The following is an 18,218-nucleotide window of genomic DNA, read 5'->3' as shown; positions in this document are numbered from 1 at the left end:
TCATCATGGCCCGCCATACAGACGACAACGACAAGAAGCCCCGGCCCAGTCAAGCCCCGAGGGCGCATAAGCCCGGCGACCGCCCGAAAAGCGGCTCCGCGCGCCCCGGCTCGGCCTCCGCCGCCCTGTTCCAGTCCAGCACCAAGGCCCCTGAAGGCGGACGGAGCTCGGGCAGCGGACGCGCCTATGCGCCGGACAAGGGCGCACGCCCGGAACCGAAGCCGAAGGGCCCGCGCGCCGGTGGCAAGCCGGGCGGCAAGCCAGGCAAGGATACCGCGCCGGTCGAGCCGAAACGCAGCGAGCGGATCGCCAAGGCCATGGCGCGCGCCGGCATCGCCTCGCGCCGCGAGGTCGAGCGGCTGATCGGCCTGGGCAAGGTAGCGGTCAACGGCCGCATCCTTGACACTCCGGCGACCCTGGTGACGCGCGACGACGTCATCACCGTGGACGGCAAGCCGATCGCGGCGGCCCAGGCCACGCGGGTCTGGCGCTACAACAAGCCGGTCGGCCTGCTGACCTCGCACAACGATCCGCAAGGGCGGCCGACGGTGTTCGACGCCCTGCCCAGCGGCCTGCCGCGGGTGATCTCGGTCGGGCGTCTGGACATCAACACCGAAGGCCTGCTGCTGCTGACGAACGACGGCGAGCTGTCGCGCGCCCTGGAGCTGCCGGAGACGGCGCTGGTGCGTCAGTACCGGGCGCGGGCGCGGGGTCGGATCACCCAGGCCGAGCTCGACAGGCTGAAGGACGGGGTCACCGTCGACGGCGTCCGCTACGGCCCGGTCGAGGCGACCATCGACAAGGCCACGACCAAGGAGGACGGCTCGCAGGCCGCCAACCTGTGGATCAGCGTCCAGATCGCCGAGGGCAAGAACCGCGAAGTCCGCAAGGTGCTGGAATCGGTCGGCCTGACCGTCAACCGGCTGATCCGGCTGGCTTATGGGCCCTTCCAGCTGGGGACGCTGGCGACCGGCTCGGTCGAGGAGATCGGCCCCCGCGTGATCCGCGAACTGCTGGGCGAACACATCCGCCCCGACAATCTGCCCGAGGGCAACACCGTCGCCACGCCCGCGCCCGTGCCGGGTCGCCGCACGAGCACGCCGAAGGTGGCGGGCGTCTCGGGCTCGGCCATGTCGGACCCGTCGCGCAAGCCCAGCCGCGTGCGCGCCGCCGAGACCGCCCATGTCCAAGGCGTCGAACGCGCCAACCGGCCGCCGAAGAAGGCCGGCTGGGCCAAGGCCGGCGCGCCCAATCCGCGCGGTCCCTCGATCAAGAAGCCGTGGCAGCCTCGCGAAGAGGGCGCTGCGGGCGGCGAACGGCCCGCCCGGGTGTTCAAGCCGCGCGAGGACAAGATCATCGGTCCGAAATCGGCGACCTGGGCTCGCGACGGGGATAAGCCCAAACGCGACTTCAAGCCGCGCGACGGCGCCGGCGCGCCGCGTTCCAGCGGGCCTCGCTCTGGCCCGGGTGGTCCTCGTCCTACGGGCGGCAAGCCCGGCGGATCACGCGGCCCCTCGCGGGGCTAATCGCGCCAGTCGCCAGTCGCGAGGTCCGTCGGCCAACCGCTCTATGACGACCAGCATGACGATGGCCACGAAGACCTCCGGCGCCAGCTCGATCCAGTCCGAATCGCGTCCCACCTCGCTCGCGGAGAGGGGCTGCCAGAACAGGCAGATCATCAGGTTGTTGGCCAGGTGGGCGCCGATGGCGAATTCCAGCCCGCCCAGCCGAATCGCGGCCCAGGTCCAGATCGCGCCGGACAAGGCCCGCGCGACATAGGCCACGGGATCGGGGTCGAGATGCAGGGCCGAGAACAGCAGGCCGTTGATCAGGCACAGGACGACGGGATGCCGCGTCAGCTGGGTCGTGAGACGCAGCAGGACGCCGCGACAGACGACCTCCTCCGCCGCCGCCGCGCCGAGCAGGCCGACGATGCTGGCTACGACGAAGACCGGCCGTGTCCAGTCGGCATAGGTCGGGCTGAGAAGCGGCGGGGTCCATTGTGCGCCCATCACCAGATAGAAGGGGAACAGGATCACGCTGACACAGGCCATCGCCAGGAAGCCGACGCCGAGATCCCCGGCATTGAACCTGCGGCCGGGCCACAGGAAGTCCGCCAGTGGACGCAGGTAGATCATGGACGCCGCGGCGAGAATGGCCACGGCCAGACTGCCCAGTATCGCCGCCAGCAGCAGGGTGCTCACGCTCTCGCCGATCAGCCGGAGGGGCGTCTCCGGCAGGGGCCCGGACAGGCCTAGTTGATCGGTCGCCCCGGGAATGATGCGGACGATGATGGCCAGGACGATCGTGACGACGACCATCAGCAGCATCGCCAGGGCGATGAGGCCGCCCAGCTTGAGCCAGGGCCGTTGCGGTTCGAAGCCGGTGATCATCGGCGACCGGCGCGCGAGGGGAACGGCACGGACGAGCGCTTCATACGGGGACATGACTTACCGTTGCATTGCGTCGCGGTTTCGGTCCAGAGGGAGGCCATGAGGATCGTCGCCGGAAAGCTCAAAGGTCGCGCCATCGTGGCGCCTGAGGGACAGGGCACGCGCCCGACCTCCGATCGCGCGCGTCAGGCCGTGTTCAACGTCCTGGAGCATGCATCATGGGCCGAGCCGCTGCAGGGTGCGCGGGTCATGGACCTGTTTGCCGGATCGGGGGCCTTGGGCTTCGAGGCGATGAGCCGGGGCGCGGGCTTCTGCGTCTTCGTGGAGATCGACGACGAGGCGCGCGGGGCCATCCGCGAGAACGCCGACGCCTACGGCATCATGGGCGCGACGCGCGTGCATCGGCGCAGCGCCGTCGAGATGGGCGTGCGGCCGGGATCGGACGGCGAGGCCTTCGACTTCGCCTTCCTCGACCCGCCCTACGGCAAGGGGCTGGGCGAGCAGTCGCTGCAACGGCTGTTGGACGGCGACTGGCTGAAACCCGGCGCCATCGTGGTGTTCGAGCGCGGCTCGGACGAGCCGGACATCGACACGCCCGGCTACGACAGGCTGGACGCGCGCGACTACGGCGCCGCGCGGGTGCTGTTTCTCAGACGGAGCGCTTGACCCTCACGCCGCGTGAGGCCCCATAGGTCTGTCCATGCGGAACGACGCGCGCCACACGATCCATACCGTCAGCCAGCTGGCGAAGCTGTCCGGGACCTCGGTCCGGACGCTGCACCACTATGACGACATCGGATTGCTGAAGCCCGCGACGGTCGGCGAGAACGGATACCGCTACTATGGGCGAACGGAACTGCTGCGCCTGCAGCAGATCCTGATCCATCGGGAGTTCGGGGTCGCGCTCAGCGACATTCCGGCCCTGCTGGACGCCGAGGACCCCGACCGGCTGACGGCGCTGCGCGAGCAGCGGTCGCGGCTGGAACAGGAAGCGGACCGCTATCGCCGTCTGGCCCGGACGATCGACCGCACGATCGCCGAACTGGAAGGACGAACGACGATCATGGACAAGCAACTGTACGAGGGCTTCAGCCCGCAGAAACAGGCCGAATACGAGGCCTGGCTGATCGAGAAATACGGCGAACCGGCGCGCGAACGGATCGAGATGGGTCGCGAAGCGATGGCGGCCATGTCGGCGGACCAGCGTGAGGACTGGCGGGCCGAGTCGATGGCGTTACGGGACGATTTCGCCCTGGCGATGGGGCAGGGGACGGCGGCCGACGATCCGGCGCTGGATCCGCTGCTGGCCCGGCATCATGCCTGGGTAACCAAGAGCTGGAAGACGTCGCCGACGGCGGAGGCCTATGCCGGTCTGGGGCGGCTGTATGTCGAGAACGCGGAGTTCAAGGCGTTGTATGATGCGGCTCGACCGGGCCTCGCGGAATGGATGGCCGAGGCGATGGCGGGCTACGGGAAGCGCAATCTGGTCTAGTCCCTCTCCCGCAAGGGGAGAGGGTCAGTGCCCCATACCCATCAACGGATCGTCCGAATTCACCCTTGAAATCAAGGCCCGGCTCTAACGAGAGGCCTTTTATCAACCACCCTCAGAAACGCCCCCATACCGGTGTGTCGTGAACTGCAGCCCGTAAAGGATCGAGAACTCCCACGCAGACAGAGTCGCCGGGGCGAATGGACTCATTGGACTCTTTGGACGGTGTTTTTTAGAGTCCAGTTCCCCGGCCGCCGAGGGCCGTACAAGCGTTTTCAACGTCTTCCGAACAACTTCTCAAGGTCGTTGAGCTTCAGCTCCACATAGGTCGGGCGGCCGTGGTTGCACTGACCGGAGTGGGGCGTGGCCTCCATCTGGCGGAGCAGGGCGTTCATCTCGGGCGCCGACAGGACGCGGCCGGCGCGCACCGAACCGTGGCAGGCCATGGTCCCGCAGACCTCGCCGAGCCGTTCCGACAGAGCCAGGGCCGCGCCGTGTTCGGCCAGGTCGTCGGCGATGTCGCGGATCAGGCCCTGGACGTCTGTGTCGCCGAGCAGGGCCGGGGTCTCGCGCACCAGCACCGCCCCGCCGCCGAAGGGTTCGACGATCAGGCCGAGCTGGGCCAGTTCGTCGGCGCGGGCGATGACGCGGTCGGCCTCGGCGGGGTCCAGCTCCACAACCTCGGGCGTCAGCAGGGCCTGGCGGATGACCGAGCCCTCGGCCATCTGGGTCTTCATCCGTTCGTAGACGAGCCGTTCGTGGGCCGCGTGCTGGTCGACCACGACGATGCCGTCGCGGGTCTGGGCGACGATATAGGTCCCATGGACCTGGGCCCGGGCGGCCCCCAGCGGCTGGTCGATCGGGTCGGCGGGGTTGGGCGCGCCGGACTGTTCGGGCCAGTGCTGGAAGTCGGCGGGCGGGGCCTCGACGCGGACGGTCATCTCCGACAGGCCCGGGATGTCCTGATTGGCGGCCACGGGCCGATCCCAGCCGGTCCAGCCGCTGAAGCCCCGGGCGGTTGGAGACGAGGGACTCCAGGCCGGGCCCGTGTGCGCCGTGAACCCGGCCAGCACATTGTCGGCGACGGTCGTCGAGGCGCGGTGGCCGGCGGCATGCAGGGCGTGACGCAAGGCGCCGACGATCAGGCCGCGCACCATGGCCGGGTCGCGAAACCGGACCTCGGCCTTGGCCGGGTGGACGTTCACATCGACGAACAGCGGGTCGATCTCGAGGAACAGCACCGCCGCCGGATGTCGGTCGCGGGCGAGGAAGTCGGCATAGGCGCCCCGCAAGGCCCCCTGCAGCAGCCGGTCGCGCACCGGGCGGCCGTTGACGAACAGATACTGGTGCCCGCCGTTGCCGCGCGAATAGGTCGGCAGGCCGGCATAGCCCGACAGCCGTATGCCCTCGCGCGACTGGTCGATCAGCAGGGCATTGGCCTCGAAGTCACGGCCCAGCAGGGCGGCGAGACGTTTCAGCCGGCCTTCGTCACCGGGGTGTTCGGCGGGCAGCCTCAGCGTGGTCCGGCCGTCGAGGTCGAGGGTGAAAGCGACGGTCTCATGCGCCATGGCCTGGCGCTTGATCTCCTCAAAGATGGCCATGGCCTCCGACCGCTCGGACTTCATGAACTTCAGCCGGGCCGGGGTGGCGTAGAACAGGTCGCGGACCTCGACCCGGGCGCCGTGGGGGCCGGGGAAGCCGGCGGGGGCGACCGGACGCTGGTCGCCGCCCTCGACCGTGATCTGGTGGGCGTCGCCGTCTTTCGCGCGGCTGGTGATGGTCAGGCGGGCGACCGAGCCGATCGACGGCAGGGCCTCGCCCCGGAAGCCCAGGGTCGAGATACGCAACAGGTCGACGTCGCCCGCGTCGTCAGGCTCCAGCTTCGACGTCGCATGGCGTTCGACGGCGAGGGCCAGCTGGCCCGGGGCCATGCCATGGCCGTCGTCGGCGATCAGGATGCGCGACAGGCCGCCGCCGTCGGCCTGGATCTCGATCCGGGTCGCCCCGGCGTCGAGGGCGTTCTCGACCAGCTCCTTGATGGCGCTGGACGGCCGTTCGACCACCTCGCCGGCGGCGATGCGATTGACGGTCTCGGGCGGGAGGCGGCGGATGGGCATGGGATTCGCGATCCTAGCGCCGAATGCGCGCGAGGTCGTCAGATTGCGTGGCTTGCTCGCTGCGAAAACCGGTGTAGCCATAGGCGCCAGGGTCCGCGTCGGGCCTGGGGAGACCTGTTCATGACCATCAAACTCCTGTCGGCGGCCGCTGCGCTTGCCTTCACCTTCGTCGCCTCCAGCGCCTCGGCCCAGACCGGCCCGCTGGACTTCACCCTGAACAACGGCACCAGCGAAGTCGTCGTCCAACTGTTCATCTCCATCCCGTCGACCAACGACTGGGAAGAAGACATCCTGGGCGACCAGGTCGTCGGCAGCGGCGACAGCGTACAGGTCACCATCGATGACGGCCTTGAAGACTGCGAATACGACATCAAAGTCGTGTTCGATGACGACACCCCCGATCTGATCGTCATGGGCGTCGACTTCTGCGCCATCAACGGTGAGTCGCTGAACCTCAACGACGGCGGCTGAAACTGACTTTCGGCGGCGGCCGGGGCGAAAGTCCCGGCCGTTTCCAATTGCGGGATGAGCGGATGAAGCCCGGACCCCAGCTGACCGAGCGTCAGGCGAAATGGTTCGCCACGGTGAAGGCGAATTTCGAGACCCGGAGCGGCCGGTCGCTGGAGGCCTGGGTCGAGATCATGAAGACCTGCCCGGAGACCGCGCCCAAGGCCCGGCAGGCCTGGCTGAAAGCCGAATACGGCGTGGGCCAGAACCACGCCTCATACATCCTGGACGCCTTCAATCCCGCCGCGCAGCCGGGCTGGGATGAGCCGGCGGAACTGCGTGCGGCCCTGTGGAAGGAGGCCGGGTCTCTGGCCATCCTCGAGGCCGTCGAGGCTGTCGCCTCCGGAGTTCAGGGCGTCATTTCCGGCCAACGGAAGGGCTACACCGCGTTCAGTCGCGCCGTACAGTTCGCGGCCGTGCGACCGCTGAAGGGCGGGCAGGCCGTGCTAGGGTTGAAGCTGGAACCGGAAGCCTCGGCGCGGCTGTCGCCCGCGGCGCGCAAGGAAAGCTGGTCCGAACGGCTGAGCGCCACGGTCGAGCTGGACGATCCCGCAGCGGTGGACGGCGAGATTGCACGACTGTTCGCGGCTGCGGCCGAGCGGGGCTAGCTTGGGCGCAGGCAGGCGGGACCGATCCGGACATGACTGAAGACGAGCCACTCTGGGGCCTGCTGAAGGCGATCGTCGCGGCGGACACGATGACGGTGGACGAGATCCTCGCCGCCTGTCCCGCGATCTCGCGAGCGGTGGTGACTAAGGGCGCGTCGCGAGGGGAGGCGGATGTCTTTCTGCCGGAAATCCAGCACCATGTTTATGCCGGGGATATGGCGTTCCACATCGCGGCAGCGGCGTATCAGGTAGGGATCGTGCGCCAGCTGATCGGGTTCGGCGCCGACGTCGCGGCCGCCAACCGGCGTGGCGCGCAACCCCTGCACTATGCGGCGGACGGAATGCCCGGGTCGGATAGCTGGAACCCGGCGGCGCAGGCAGCGGTGATCGCCAGCCTGGTGTCCTCAGGGGCCGATCCCGACGCGATCGACAAGTCCGGGGTCACGCCGCTGCACCGGGCTGTCAGGAAGCGCTGCGCCGCAGCCGTCGAGGCGCTGTTGGCGATGGGAGCTGACCCCCTGCGCCGGAACGGGAAGGGCTCGACGCCTATGATGCTGGCGATCAAGGCCACAGGTCGGGGCGGGAGCGGCGCGCCGGTCATGAAGGCGCAACAGGCCGAGATCATTCGGATGCTGGGCTGAGGCGGAAGCCGGAGCCTCCGCCTCGCTGAAGATCACTCCGCCGGCAGGTATTCGAACGGATCGCTCGGCGTCGGCTGGGTAGGGACCGGCATCCGGGGCAGGGGCTGGTCGCGGTTGGCGGCGTTCAGGAGGAAGCTGGCCAGGATGACCGCCGCCTGACGCAGGTCGTCCGGCTTCAGGTGGTCGTAGCTGTCGACCGAGGTGTGGTGGATGCGGCTGTCGTAGTCGAGCGGGTCCTGGATGAATTGGTAGCCCGGGATGCCGACGCTCTGCATGTAGACGTGGTCGGTGCCGCCCGAGGTGCGCAGGGAGACGGTGGAGGCGCCCAGGCTGGCAAACGGGGCCAGCCATTCCTGGAAGATGGGCGCGGCGGCGACATTACCCTCGGCATTGATGCCGCGGATCCGTCCCGATCCGTTGTCGATGTTGAAATAGGCGGTCAGGTCGCCATGGCCCTCGCGCGGCTGGATCGGCCAACGGTTGCGCCAGGTGCGGTTGTTCGGTTGACCGGCCAGCCTTGGGTCGGTTGAGGGGGCGCGCGTCGCCAGATGCTGATCGACATAGGCCAGAGAGCCCCACAGGCCCTGCTCCTCTCCGTTCCACAGGGCGAAGCGGATGGTGCGTTTCGGACGGACGCCGAGCTGCATCAGGATCCGGGCGGCCTCCATGACCACGGCGCTGCCGGCGGCGTTGTCGCTGGCGCCGTCGGAGGCGACCCAGCTGTCGAGGTGGGCGCCCGCCATGACGTATTCACCGGAGCGGTCCGTACCCGGAATATCGGCCAGGACGTTGTAGGCGTTGACGTCCTCATCGTGGAACTCGACCTCGCTCATCAGCTCCAGCGTCGGCGGGGTGTCGGTCCGGGCGAGGCGGGCGAGGCGGCGATAGTCCTCGGCGGCCAGTTCCATGCCGGGAACCCTGGGCGTCTGGCCGACGCGGAAGCCCGAGCCGGTCCCGTGCAGCAGACCGCCGTCGCGGGCGGACATGCGGACCAGGGCGAGGGCGCCTTCCCCGGCGAGGAAGTCGTCCAGGGCGACGGCGAAGTTCGGGGCGTCCAGCTGACGTTCGATGGCGGCAGGGGAATACTGGGGCTGGACATAGACGTTGCCGCTGCGGAGCTGTTCGTCGGTCAGGCGGCGGAAGGGCGCCTCGGCGGGCTCCGAACCGGTGTTGGGCTGGGTGACCATGACGATCTTGCCGCGCAGCTGACCCCGGAAGCGCTCGAAGTCGGCGACCCTGGTCATCGGGGCGACGACGACACCGGCGCTGATCGTTCCATTGGTGCCGGGCGTCCAGGCGATGGGGATGGCGCGCAGGTCGATGACGCGCGGCTCGGTCATCCGGGCGCTGGAGCGCACGATCGACCAGCCGCGGCCGAACTCGAAGCCCTCGGTGCGGACGTTGGACAGGCCCCAGTCGCGGAACTGCTGCTGGGTCCAGGTCTCGGCCTCGCGCATGGCCGGCGAGTTGGTCAGGCGGCCGCCGATGTTGTCGGTCAGATGGGCGGCGGTCTGCATGACCTGCGAGTGATTCAGCCCCTGGTCGAGGATGCCGTTGACGGCGACGCGATCGACGGACTGGGCCGAGGCCGGAGCGGCGGCGAGCGGAGTAGCGAGGGCGGCCGAGGCCAAGAGGATCAGCAGACGGGACATGGGCGCTCCGGGAGAAATCGAGGTTTCGGGAATATGAGCAGCCAAGGCGACCCGTGGCAATCAGGCCGTCCGATAGGGCGAGTATTCCGCCGTCATCGCCGCGATCTCGGCCTCCACCCCCGCGCTTTCCTGCACGAGATACTGGGCCACGGGACCGCGCAGGGCAGGGTCGGCGATATAGTGGGCGGAATAGACGGGGGAGGGCAGGTAGCCGCGCGCCATCTTGTGCTCGCCCTGGGCGCCCGCCTCGACGCGGGAGAGGCCGTGGGCGATCGCGAACTCGATGGCCTGATAGTAGCAGAGCTCGAAATGCAGGAAGGGGACCTCTTCCAGCGCCCCCCACTGGCGGCCGTACAGGGCGTCGCGGCCGATGAAGTTCAGGGCGCCGGCGATGGGCGCGCCGTCGCGGAAGGCCATGACCAGGGCGATGCGCTCGGCCATCGTTTCCCCGATCATCGAGAAGAAGGCGCGCGTCAGATAGGGGCGGCCCCATTTACGCTCGCCCGTGTCCTGGTAGAAGTCGAAGAAGGCGTCCCAGTGGGCCTCCGTGAGGTCGGCGCCGGTCAGGACGCGGATGTCGAGGCCGGCCCGGGCGTCGCGGCGCTCGCGGCGGATGGTCTTGCGGCGGTTGGAGGACAGGGCGGCGAGGAAGTCGTCGAAGGTCTGGTAGCCCTCGTTCCTCCAGATGAACTGCATGTCCTGGCGACGCAGCATCCCGGCCTCGCCCATGGCCGACCATTCGGGCTGTGTCGGGAAGTTCACATGCAGGGACGAGACGCCCAGCCGCTCGGTCAGGGTCAGGGCGCCCTGGATCAGGGCGGCGCGGACAGTCGCCTCGTCCGTACCCGGAGCGTGCAGGAAGCGGGGGCCGGTGGCGGGGGTGAACGGCACCGCTCCCAGCAGCTTGGGATAGTAGCGGCCGCCGGCGCGCTGGTAGGCGTCGGCCCAGGCGTGGTCGAAGACGTATTCGCCCTGGCTGTGGCCTTTCAGATAGAGGGGCATACAGCCGAGGACAGTGTCATCGGGCCCCATCAGGGTCAGGTGACGCGGGCCCCAGCCTTGACTGGCGACGGCGCTGCCGGAGGCTTCGCAGGCGTTCAGAAAGTCGAACGAGACGAAGGGATCGCCGGTCGGGGCGGCGCAGGCGTCCCACGCCTCGCGACCGATGGCCGCGAGGCTGTCATGGACCTGGAGCGTGAACTCGGGCTGCGGGCTCACCGCACCTCGACGATGGCGTCCACCTCGACGGCGAAGCCGAGGGGCAGCTGGTAGACGCCGACGGCTGAGCGGGCGTGACGGCCGGCGTCGCCGAACACCTCGACCATCAGGTCCGAGCAGCCGTTGATGACGGCCGGGATGGCGGTGAAACCGGGGCCGGCCTGAACGAAGCCGCCGAGCTTGACGACGCGGACGACGCGGTCGAGGTCGCCGTCGAGCGCGGCGTTCAGCTGGGCCAGAAGGTTGATGCCGCAGAGGCGGGCGCCGGCGTTGGCCTGGTCCGGGGTGACGTCCTCGCCCACCGTGCCCTTGAGTCCGCCCGAGGCGTCGTTCGACAACTGGCCCGAGATATGGACCAGATTTCCGGTCCGCACGAACGGGACGTAGTTGGCCACCGCCGCAGCGGGCTGAGGCAGGGCGATACCGAGTTCGGCGAGGCGGGCGTTGATGGACATCTTGGGCTCCATATAGGTGTTGCGCGGGGTTTAGCGCGGCGGTGCGACGCCTCGCCAGCCTTTAAGTCTTCGCCAACCGGCGTGTGCCAGTATCGGGTGATGGAAACGCTGACCCAAACCCTGATCGAGGCCTTCAAGGCCATCCGGGCCCGACTGACCGCCGAAGAGCGGACGCGGGTCGATATCGCCTCGGTCGAAGCCGTGGACCCGGCGGTCACCGCCGCGCCCCACTGGAATTTCGACCTGCCGGCACATGCCGCCGACAAGGCCCTGGGCGAAGGCGCCACGGACGCGATGCGCCGGGCCCTGGTCGCGACCTGGGCGCTGGAACTGCCGGGGCGGGCGAAACAGGCGGCGCTGCCGGGCGAGGTCATGGAGCTCTATCCCTACTGGATGGACAAGATGGCCCAGTTCCTCACGGCGGCCGCCGATACGAATGCGGCCTATGACCCGGACCACTGGGCCAAGGACGTGCGCATGGCCCTGGTCCTGAGCGTGCCCGGGGCCCTGACCCAGACCATCGACCTGTCGTCGCCCATGGGGCCGGGGCAGGTGGTGCGAAACGGGCGCGAGGGCCATGGCTGGTCGCAGCTGGTTTCCTATGTGCGGGCCCAGGGCTGGAAGAAGCCCTGGCTGGAGGTCCACACCGAAAGCCGCCAGCTGGCCGATTTCAACGAGGCCGGCTGGGACCGGGCGTGGGCGACGGCCGCGGCGATCTGCAAGACACGGCCCGAGCTGGCCGGGATGATCGGGTCCAGCTGGTTCTACGATCCGCCGCTGGAGACCATCAGCCCGCGACTGGCCTATCTGAGGCTGAACCCCCTCAAGGGCGGGGCCTTCATCATCCACCAGGGCCCGGCGCCGATCCATTCGGAACGGGCCAGCGCGTCCTCGCCGACGCGCAAGGCGCTGATCGAGAGCGGCGAATACACGCCGAGCTCGTGGCTGGTGGCCTGGCCGAAATCGACGCTGATTCCGTGGGCGGAACAGCGCAAGGCCGCGATGGAGATGGCCGAGGCGGCCTGAAGGCTGCGCGACTCCAGAATAGACTCGACAGAGTCGACAGAGTCGCGCGGGGTGGATTTTGCTGTGCGCCTCCTTGAATGAGCGAGACAGTTTACGGCCGTTTCAGACCGTGATGGGTAAAAGGCCTTTCGTTAGAGCCGGGCGTTGAATTCGTTCGGCGAATTCGGGCGTCCGTTGATCGGTATGGGACGCCGATCCCTTTCCCGGTGGGAGAGGGCTTGAGGCTCGCAGAGCGCAGCGATGCGTCAGCCGAAAAGATGAGGGGCGTGCCCTCACCGGTTGGCGCCAACCCCTCACCCTTTCGCACAAGGACGACGGCTTGCGCCGCCGTGTGCTCAATCCCTCTCCCGCCGGAAGAGGGAAGCGTCAGCCGTGATTGCTGTCCCACCACCGCACCGCGTCGGCGTCACGGGCGGAGATGTCGGGGTATTGCGGGTCGGAGCCGACGTCGGGGACGCGGCGCCAGGAGCGGGCGCATTTGGGGTAGTCGGCCAGCGCGATGAAGACGGTGATGGTGTCGCCGCCTTCCGCCAATTCGGCGCCTGAGGTGCGGAACACCTCGGCGGCGTCCAGGTCCGCAAAGGCCGCAAAGGCGCCGGCCGGCCCGGTGACTGTCGGCCAGGCATCGAGCGCCCCGCCGATCGTCTTCTCGCGACGAGCGCCCTCGAGAGCGTCATTGACGACCTCCAGCACCGACTGCACCGAAGCCCAGCGCGCCGCTTCTTCCGGGTTCCGCCACTGATCCGGCGTCTGCGGGATCACGCGGGCGCAGTTCGTCCCCGCGTCCGGATAAAGCGTGGTCCAGGCCTCTTCCATGGTGAAGGGGGTCAGCGGGGCGAGCCATGCAGTCAGGCGCACGAAGACCTCGTGCATCACCGTGCGCGCCGCGCGACGACGGATCGCGTCGGGGCGGTCGCAGTAGAGGCTGTCCTTGCGGATGTCGAAATACAGGGCCGAGAGGTCGCCGGCGCAGAACTCCAGCACCGGACGGACGACGTCCTGGAAACGGTAGGTCTCGTAGGCGCCGCGCACCTGGAGGTCGAGCTCCCACAGCCGGTGCAGGACGAACCGTTCCAGGGGCGGCATGTCGGCGTAGTCGACGCGCTCGGCCTCGTCGAAATCGGCCAGGGCGCCCAGCAGGTAGCGGACCGTGTTCCTGAGCTTGCGATAGGCGTCGACCGTGGTCTGGAGGATCTGCTTCCCGATCCGCTGGTCCTCGGCATAGTCCACCAGGGCGACCCACAGGCGCAGGATGTCGGCGCCGGATTCCTTGATGATGACAGCGGGGTCGGTGGTGTTGCCCCTGGACTTGGACATCTTCTCCCCGTTCTCGTCCTGGGTGAAGCCGTGGGTGAGCACGGCGTCATAGGGGGCGCGGCCGCGGGTGCCGGAGCCTTCGAGCAGGTTGGACTGGAACCAGCCGCGATGCTGGTCCGAGCCCTCGAGATAGAGGTTAGCCGGCCAGTGGCTGGGGCGGTCGCCGACGTAGCCGTGGGCCGGGTCGCGGGTCTCCAGCGCGAAGGCATGGGTGCAGCCGGAATCGAACCAGACGTCGAGGATGTCCTCGATCTTCTCGTAGTTGGCCGGGTCGTGCAGGCCGAGGAAGTCGCTATCGGGGCGGGTGTACCAGGCATCGGCGCCGCCTTCCTCGATCGCGGCGACGATGCGGGCGTCGACCTCGGGATCATGCAGGGGCTTGCCCGTGTGCTTGTCGACGAACATGGCCAGAGGCGTGCCCCAGGCGCGCTGGCGGCTGACCAGCCAGTCGGGGCGACCCTCGACCATCGAGCGGATGCGGTTCTTGCCGGCGGCCGGGTGGAAGTCGGTCTGGTCGATGGAGGCGAGCGCCGTCTCGCGCAGGGTCGCCCCGTCGGCGTGGTCCAGCGCCTGGTCCATGCGGATGAACCACTGGGGCGTGTTGCGGAAGATGACCGGGGCCTTGGAGCGCCAGGAGTGGGGGTAGGAGTGTTCGAGACGGCCGCGCGCCAGCAGGGTTCCGGCCTCGATCAGCCTGTCCATGACGGCGGGGTTGGCGCTGCCGAACTTGCCGGTCTTCTTGCCCTCGGTCTCGAGCACCTTGAGGCCCGCGAACAGGGGGACGGACGGGTAGTAGGCGCCGTCGGGATCGACGGTGTCGGGCACTTCGTGATGGCCGTGGGCCTTCCAGACCTCGAAGTCGTCGGCGCCGTGGCCGGGCGCCGTATGGACGAAGCCGGTGCCCGCGTCGTCGGTGACGTGGTCGCCGTCGAGCAGTGGCACGTTGAACCGGTAGCCGTCGTCGAGCTCCGCCAGCGGGTGGGCGCAGACGAGGCCGGACGGGTTGATGTCGTCCAGACGCGTCCAGGTCGCGATCTTCGCGGCCTTGAAGACCTCTTCGGCCAGCTTGTCGGCCAGGATCAGACGGTCGCCCGGCTTGGCCCAGGGCTCGAACTCCAGGCCCGTCTCCATCGACTGGACCTCATACAGGCCATAGGCGATCTCGGGGCCGTAGCTGATCGCCCGGTTGGCCGGGATGGTCCAGGGCGTGGTGGTCCAGATGACGATCGACGGCGTCTGGTGGCGGAAGGCCAGCAGGTCGTCGGGGTGGTCGTCGGTCGCGGCGATGACCGGGAACTTGACCCAGATCGTGGGCGAGACGTGGTCGTGGTATTCGATCTCGGCGTCGGCCAGGGCCGTGCGCTCGACCGGCGACCACATGACGGGCTTGGAGCCGCGATAGAGTTGGCCCGAGTTCTTGAACTTGTGGAATTCCTTCACGATGGCGGCCTCGGCCGAATAGTCCATCGTGGCGTAGCGGTTCTCGAAGTCGCCGGTGATGCCGAGGCGCAGGAACTGGGCCTTCTGAACCTCGATCCAGCCGGCGGCGTAGGTGCGACAGGCGGCGCGGAACTCGGCCTTGGAGACCTCGTCCTTGCGGCGGCCCTTGGCGCGGTACTGTTCCTCGATTTTCCACTCGATCGGCAGGCCGTGGCAGTCCCAGCCGGGCACGAAGTCGACGTCGTAGCCGAGCAGGAAGCGCGAACGGACCACGAAGTCCTTCAGCGTCTTGTTCAGGGCGTGGCCGATGTGGATGTCGCCGTTGGCGTAGGGCGGGCCGTCGTGAAGCACGTACAGCGGGGCGTTTTCGGACTGACGCCGGGCGCGCAGGGTCGAATAGAGGTCGCCCCACTGTTCCAGGATCAGCGGTTCCTTCTGGGGCAGGCCGCCGCGCATGGGGAAGGGCGTCTCGGGCAGGAAGACGGTCTCGCGGTAGTCGCGGGTGGTGGATTTGGGAGTCTGGGCGTCGTCGGCCATGAGGTCGGTCTCAAGCAATTCTTTTGGGCGTCGGGGTGAGTTCGGCTGGAGGTCCCGGCGTAAGCGAGGGCGATGAGGCCCCGTCGGCGCTACGCCGGGCGGCTAATCTCGATCGGAATGATCCGGCGCGCGTCCATGGGCCATCGTCCTATCAGGGCGCGGGGGCTGGGAAAAGCGCGGGGTTGCGGTAACGTCGCTTTCGAACGGCGCGATGACGCGCCGAAGGGGAGGAAACACGATGCGCACCATCCTGATGCTGACCGCCGCCAGCCTGGCGCTGGCCGCCTGCACCCAGCCGACGGAGAAGGCGGAAGCCGCGCCCGCGATGGTCGCGACGACTCAGGCCGCCACGACGCCAGAGGTGTTTATCCGCAGCCTGTACGAAGCCTCCGAGGACAATGCGGAGATGGTGGAAGAGAGCCCGATGTGGTCGGCGCGGACGCGGGCGCTGCTGGCGGAAACGGTTCGACTGACGCAGGAAGGCGATCAGGGTTTCTTCGACGCCCAGCCGATCTGCGACTGCCAGGACGGGACACCGGTGCTGCAGTCGGCCACGGCGACCTCGACCGGTCCGACCACCGCCGACGTGGTCTCGGTCCAGGGTTTCGCCGAGCCGGGCAACGCCGTGCATCACAAGACCTATAAGCTGGTGCTGGAGGACGGCCAGTGGCGGATCGACGACATCACCTACCAGGACATGGGCGATGAGTTCGAGCGTGAGCCGCTGGTTCAGCAACTGAACGCCTGGATCGCCGAGGCCAGGACGCAACCGCCGGCATGAGACGGAGACTGACGATGCGCAGTGTGATGATGCTTTCGGCCGCCGCCGTGGCGTTGGCGGCTTGTTCTCAAGACAAGGAGGCCATGGCGCCGGAGACGGCGTCGGCCTCCGCAACGGCCGGTGCAACGGCTGCGACTGGACCGGTGTCGCGCGACCAGGTCTATGCAGCGGCGGGCGAGGGGCCCGAGGCCTTCGTGCGGACGATCTATGCCCAGTACGTCAACGGCGGGCCGCAAGGCGAGCAGCCGGCGCCGGGGCAGGACCCGATGTTCTCGCGCACGATGAACGCCCTGATCGGCGCCGATTTCCGGGCCGCGAACGGCGAGGTCCCGACCCTGAACTACGACCCCTTCTGCGCCTGTCAGGACCAGGGCGATTTCGTTGTCACGGCCACGGCGGTCGCCCAGGCGGACGCCAACACCGCCGAAGCCAATGTCGCCTTCACCAACATGGGCGAACAGAAGACCCTCAAGCTCAAGCTGGTCCGCGAAGGGCCGAACTGGAAGGTCGACGACATCATCGACGGCACGGACTCGCTGCACGACACGTTGATGGCGGTCGCCGAGGCGGCGGGGTGAGGATGGGCAGGGCGCCGGGCAGCGTCCTGATCTTCGCCGCCGCACTGCAGGCCTGCGCAACGACCGGAGCTTCACATTCGCGCCTGGGATTGGTCCGTGACGTGGCGGTATCCGCGCAACAGGCGGGCTGGGTTCGGCTCGACCCGGGTGGTTGCATCCTCAAGCCTGGGACCGGAACCAGACCGACAACGGACGACAGGGAATGCTCCGGTCGGATTGATCTGAACGGCGACGGGCGGCAGGAGAGGCTGACCACCCTCTACGTCTTCGGCCGGGGATCAGTTCTGACCCTTTTCGATGGCGATACGTCTCGCGTCGATCCGATACTTCGGGCCGAAGGCTACGCCTTGATGGCGACCACGGAGCGGGCATCACGCGGATGGCCAATTGTTGCAGTTTACGGTGATCCGGTGTCGGCAGATGAACTGACTGGCGCGCAACAGGTGTGGACCGGCGAGATCTACGCCCCGCGCTAGGCCTTGGCGGCGAGCACCGTCCGCGCCGCCGCAGCATCCGCGTCGATCTGGGTCTTGAGAGCGTCGAGGCCGTCGAAATTCATTTCGCCGCGCATCAGGGCGACGAGTTCGGTCTCGACCGTCTCGCCGTAGAGGTCCTCCGCGAAGTCGAACAGCCAGACCTCGAGCAGGGGCTCGGCGATCTCGAACATGGGGCGGACGCCCAGGTTGGCGACGCCGTCGATGACGCGGCCGTCGGGCAGGCGGGTGCGGGTGGCATAGACCCCGTAGGCAGGGCGCATGTAGTCGCCGAGGCGGACGTTGGCGGTGGGGACGCCGATGGTGCGGCCGCGCTTGTCGCCGTGGACGACCTCGCCCTCGATGGCGAAGGGCCTGCTCAGGATCGCGGCGGCGCGGGCCATGTCGCCGGCGTTCAGGGCCTCGCGTACGGCGCTGGACGACAGTTTCAGGCCGCCGATGTCGTCGATCCGTTCGGTGACCGCGACCGAGAAGCCCAACTGGCGGCCGATGCGGGCCAGGGCATCGGGCGAACCGGTGCGGCCCTTGCCGTAGGTGAAGTCGAAGCCGACCGAGGCGTGGGCCAGGCCCAGGCCATCCTTGCGGCCTGCGGCGCCTTGCGCTGCCTGAGGCAGGCCGGCGAGCACGTCGATGGCGAAGGCCTCGTCTGACATGGCGGCCATGCCGGCATCAAAGGGCAGGAGGTAGAGGCGGCTCACCCCCAGAGGCTCCAGCGCACGGGCCATCTGGCCGGGCGTCATCAGGCGGAAGGGGGCGGCGTCCGGCTGGAACCAGCGGCGCGGATGCGGGTCGAAGCTGACGACGGCCAGGGGGGCGCCGAGGCGGTCGGCCGCGATGCGGGCCGAGGCGATAACGGCCTGATGGCCCCTATGGACGCCATCGAAGGCGCCGAGCGCGGCGGCGGCGCCTCTCTGCGAAGCGGGCAGGTCGCGCCAGTCGCGGATGATGTCGATGGGCACGGCCTG

17 protein-coding genes are annotated in these 18,218 nt (G+C 68.6%); 10 read left to right on the top strand and 7 right to left on the bottom strand.

Features of this window, described 5'->3' with window-relative positions; genetic code table 11:
- Positions 1-5 precede the first annotated feature (5 nt).
- The gene (locus tag ACP7AU_RS05125; protein ID WP_426039221.1) at positions 6-1,526 is read left to right on the top strand and encodes a pseudouridine synthase; all 1,521 of its coding nucleotides are present in this window, start codon (positions 6-8) and stop codon (positions 1,524-1,526) included.
- On the opposite strand, the gene ACP7AU_RS05120 is transcribed toward ACP7AU_RS05125, so the two are convergent.
- Complete coding sequence (locus ACP7AU_RS05120; RefSeq protein ID WP_426050721.1) at positions 1,503-2,447, bottom strand: CPBP family intramembrane glutamic endopeptidase; 945 nt, start codon at positions 2,445-2,447, stop codon at positions 1,503-1,505. The genes ACP7AU_RS05125 and ACP7AU_RS05120 overlap by 24 nt on opposite strands.
- Before the next feature lie 45 nt (positions 2,448-2,492).
- Here ACP7AU_RS05120 and rsmD point away from each other — a divergent pair, with 45 nt between their 5' ends.
- A complete protein-coding gene (rsmD, locus tag ACP7AU_RS05115) occupies positions 2,493-3,059 on the top strand; it encodes a 16S rRNA (guanine(966)-N(2))-methyltransferase RsmD (RefSeq protein WP_426039223.1) in 567 nt (188 codons plus the stop codon).
- A 34-nt stretch (positions 3,060-3,093) separates the two neighbouring features.
- On the top strand, positions 3,094-3,885 hold the full coding sequence (locus tag ACP7AU_RS05110) for a MerR family transcriptional regulator (protein WP_426050720.1): 792 nt from the start codon (positions 3,094-3,096) through the stop codon (positions 3,883-3,885).
- Positions 3,886-4,157: 272 nt separating this feature from the next.
- On the opposite strand, the gene mutL is transcribed toward ACP7AU_RS05110, so the two are convergent.
- The gene (gene mutL, locus ACP7AU_RS05105; protein WP_426050719.1) at positions 4,158-5,999 is read right to left on the bottom strand and encodes a DNA mismatch repair endonuclease MutL; all 1,842 of its coding nucleotides are present in this window, start codon (positions 5,997-5,999) and stop codon (positions 4,158-4,160) included.
- 120 nt (positions 6,000-6,119) lie between these two features.
- Between mutL and ACP7AU_RS05100 the strand changes: the two genes are divergently transcribed.
- The 3 genes from ACP7AU_RS05100 (at position 6,120) to ACP7AU_RS05090 (ending at position 7,755) form a co-directional block, all read left to right on the top strand.
- Positions 6,120-6,470 (top strand): hypothetical protein, encoded by a 351-nt coding sequence (locus ACP7AU_RS05100; protein ID WP_426039226.1) that lies wholly within the window; start codon positions 6,120-6,122, stop codon positions 6,468-6,470.
- A 62-nt stretch (positions 6,471-6,532) separates the two neighbouring features.
- On the top strand, positions 6,533-7,114 hold the full coding sequence (locus ACP7AU_RS05095) for a DUF4287 domain-containing protein (RefSeq protein WP_426050718.1): 582 nt from the start codon (positions 6,533-6,535) through the stop codon (positions 7,112-7,114).
- Between the two features lie 32 nt (positions 7,115-7,146).
- The gene (locus ACP7AU_RS05090) at positions 7,147-7,755 is read left to right on the top strand and encodes an ankyrin repeat domain-containing protein (RefSeq protein ID WP_426050717.1); all 609 of its coding nucleotides are present in this window, start codon (positions 7,147-7,149) and stop codon (positions 7,753-7,755) included.
- Between the two features lie 32 nt (positions 7,756-7,787).
- Here ACP7AU_RS05090 and ACP7AU_RS05085 read toward each other — a convergent pair whose 3' ends face one another.
- The 3 genes from ACP7AU_RS05085 to ACP7AU_RS05075 are packed head-to-tail and all read right to left on the bottom strand — an operon-like array spanning position 7,788 to position 11,080.
- Positions 7,788-9,407, bottom strand: coding sequence for a M20/M25/M40 family metallo-hydrolase (locus ACP7AU_RS05085; protein ID WP_426050716.1), 1,620 nt, complete (start codon positions 9,405-9,407; stop codon positions 7,788-7,790).
- Positions 9,408-9,467: 60 nt separating this feature from the next.
- Positions 9,468-10,625, bottom strand: a complete 1,158-nt coding sequence (locus tag ACP7AU_RS05080; protein ID WP_426039231.1) for a GNAT family N-acetyltransferase — start codon at positions 10,623-10,625, stop codon at positions 9,468-9,470.
- Complete coding sequence (locus ACP7AU_RS05075; protein WP_426039232.1) at positions 10,622-11,080, bottom strand: RidA family protein; 459 nt, start codon at positions 11,078-11,080, stop codon at positions 10,622-10,624. The genes ACP7AU_RS05080 and ACP7AU_RS05075 overlap by 4 nt, the downstream gene beginning before the upstream one ends.
- Before the next feature lie 99 nt (positions 11,081-11,179).
- On the opposite strand from ACP7AU_RS05075, the gene ACP7AU_RS05070 reads away from it, so the two are divergent.
- A complete protein-coding gene (locus tag ACP7AU_RS05070; RefSeq protein WP_426050715.1) occupies positions 11,180-12,106 on the top strand; it encodes a hypothetical protein in 927 nt (308 codons plus the stop codon).
- A gap of 366 nt (positions 12,107-12,472) precedes the next feature.
- Here ACP7AU_RS05070 and ileS read toward each other — a convergent pair whose 3' ends face one another.
- A complete protein-coding gene (gene ileS, locus ACP7AU_RS05065; RefSeq protein WP_426050714.1) occupies positions 12,473-15,400 on the bottom strand; it encodes an isoleucine--tRNA ligase in 2,928 nt (975 codons plus the stop codon).
- A gap of 238 nt (positions 15,401-15,638) precedes the next feature.
- Here ileS and ACP7AU_RS05060 point away from each other — a divergent pair, with 238 nt between their 5' ends.
- From ACP7AU_RS05060 to ACP7AU_RS05050, 3 genes are read left to right on the top strand one after another with little or no spacing between them, the layout of a single operon-like run.
- A complete protein-coding gene (locus tag ACP7AU_RS05060) occupies positions 15,639-16,181 on the top strand; it encodes a DUF3828 domain-containing protein (protein WP_426050713.1) in 543 nt (180 codons plus the stop codon).
- Between the two features lie 14 nt (positions 16,182-16,195).
- A complete protein-coding gene (locus ACP7AU_RS05055) occupies positions 16,196-16,759 on the top strand; it encodes a DUF3828 domain-containing protein (protein WP_426039236.1) in 564 nt (187 codons plus the stop codon).
- 2 nt (positions 16,760-16,761) lie between these two features.
- Positions 16,762-17,235 carry a hypothetical protein gene (locus ACP7AU_RS05050; RefSeq protein WP_426050712.1) on the top strand — a complete coding sequence of 158 codons (474 nt, stop codon included), beginning with the start codon at positions 16,762-16,764 and terminating at the stop codon, positions 17,233-17,235.
- On the opposite strand, the gene ribF is transcribed toward ACP7AU_RS05050, so the two are convergent.
- Positions 17,232-18,212 carry a riboflavin biosynthesis protein RibF gene (gene ribF, locus ACP7AU_RS05045; RefSeq protein WP_426039238.1) on the bottom strand — a complete coding sequence of 327 codons (981 nt, stop codon included), beginning with the start codon at positions 18,210-18,212 and terminating at the stop codon, positions 17,232-17,234. The genes ACP7AU_RS05050 and ribF overlap by 4 nt on opposite strands.
- Positions 18,213-18,218 lie beyond the last annotated feature (6 nt).

The organism is Brevundimonas sp. SL161 (assembly GCF_049896985.1).
In the GTDB taxonomy this organism is placed as follows: domain Bacteria; phylum Pseudomonadota; class Alphaproteobacteria; order Caulobacterales; family Caulobacteraceae; genus Brevundimonas.
The sequence above is the reverse complement of the archived record's forward strand: the minus strand, read 5'-3'. Positions and strand labels throughout refer to the sequence as shown.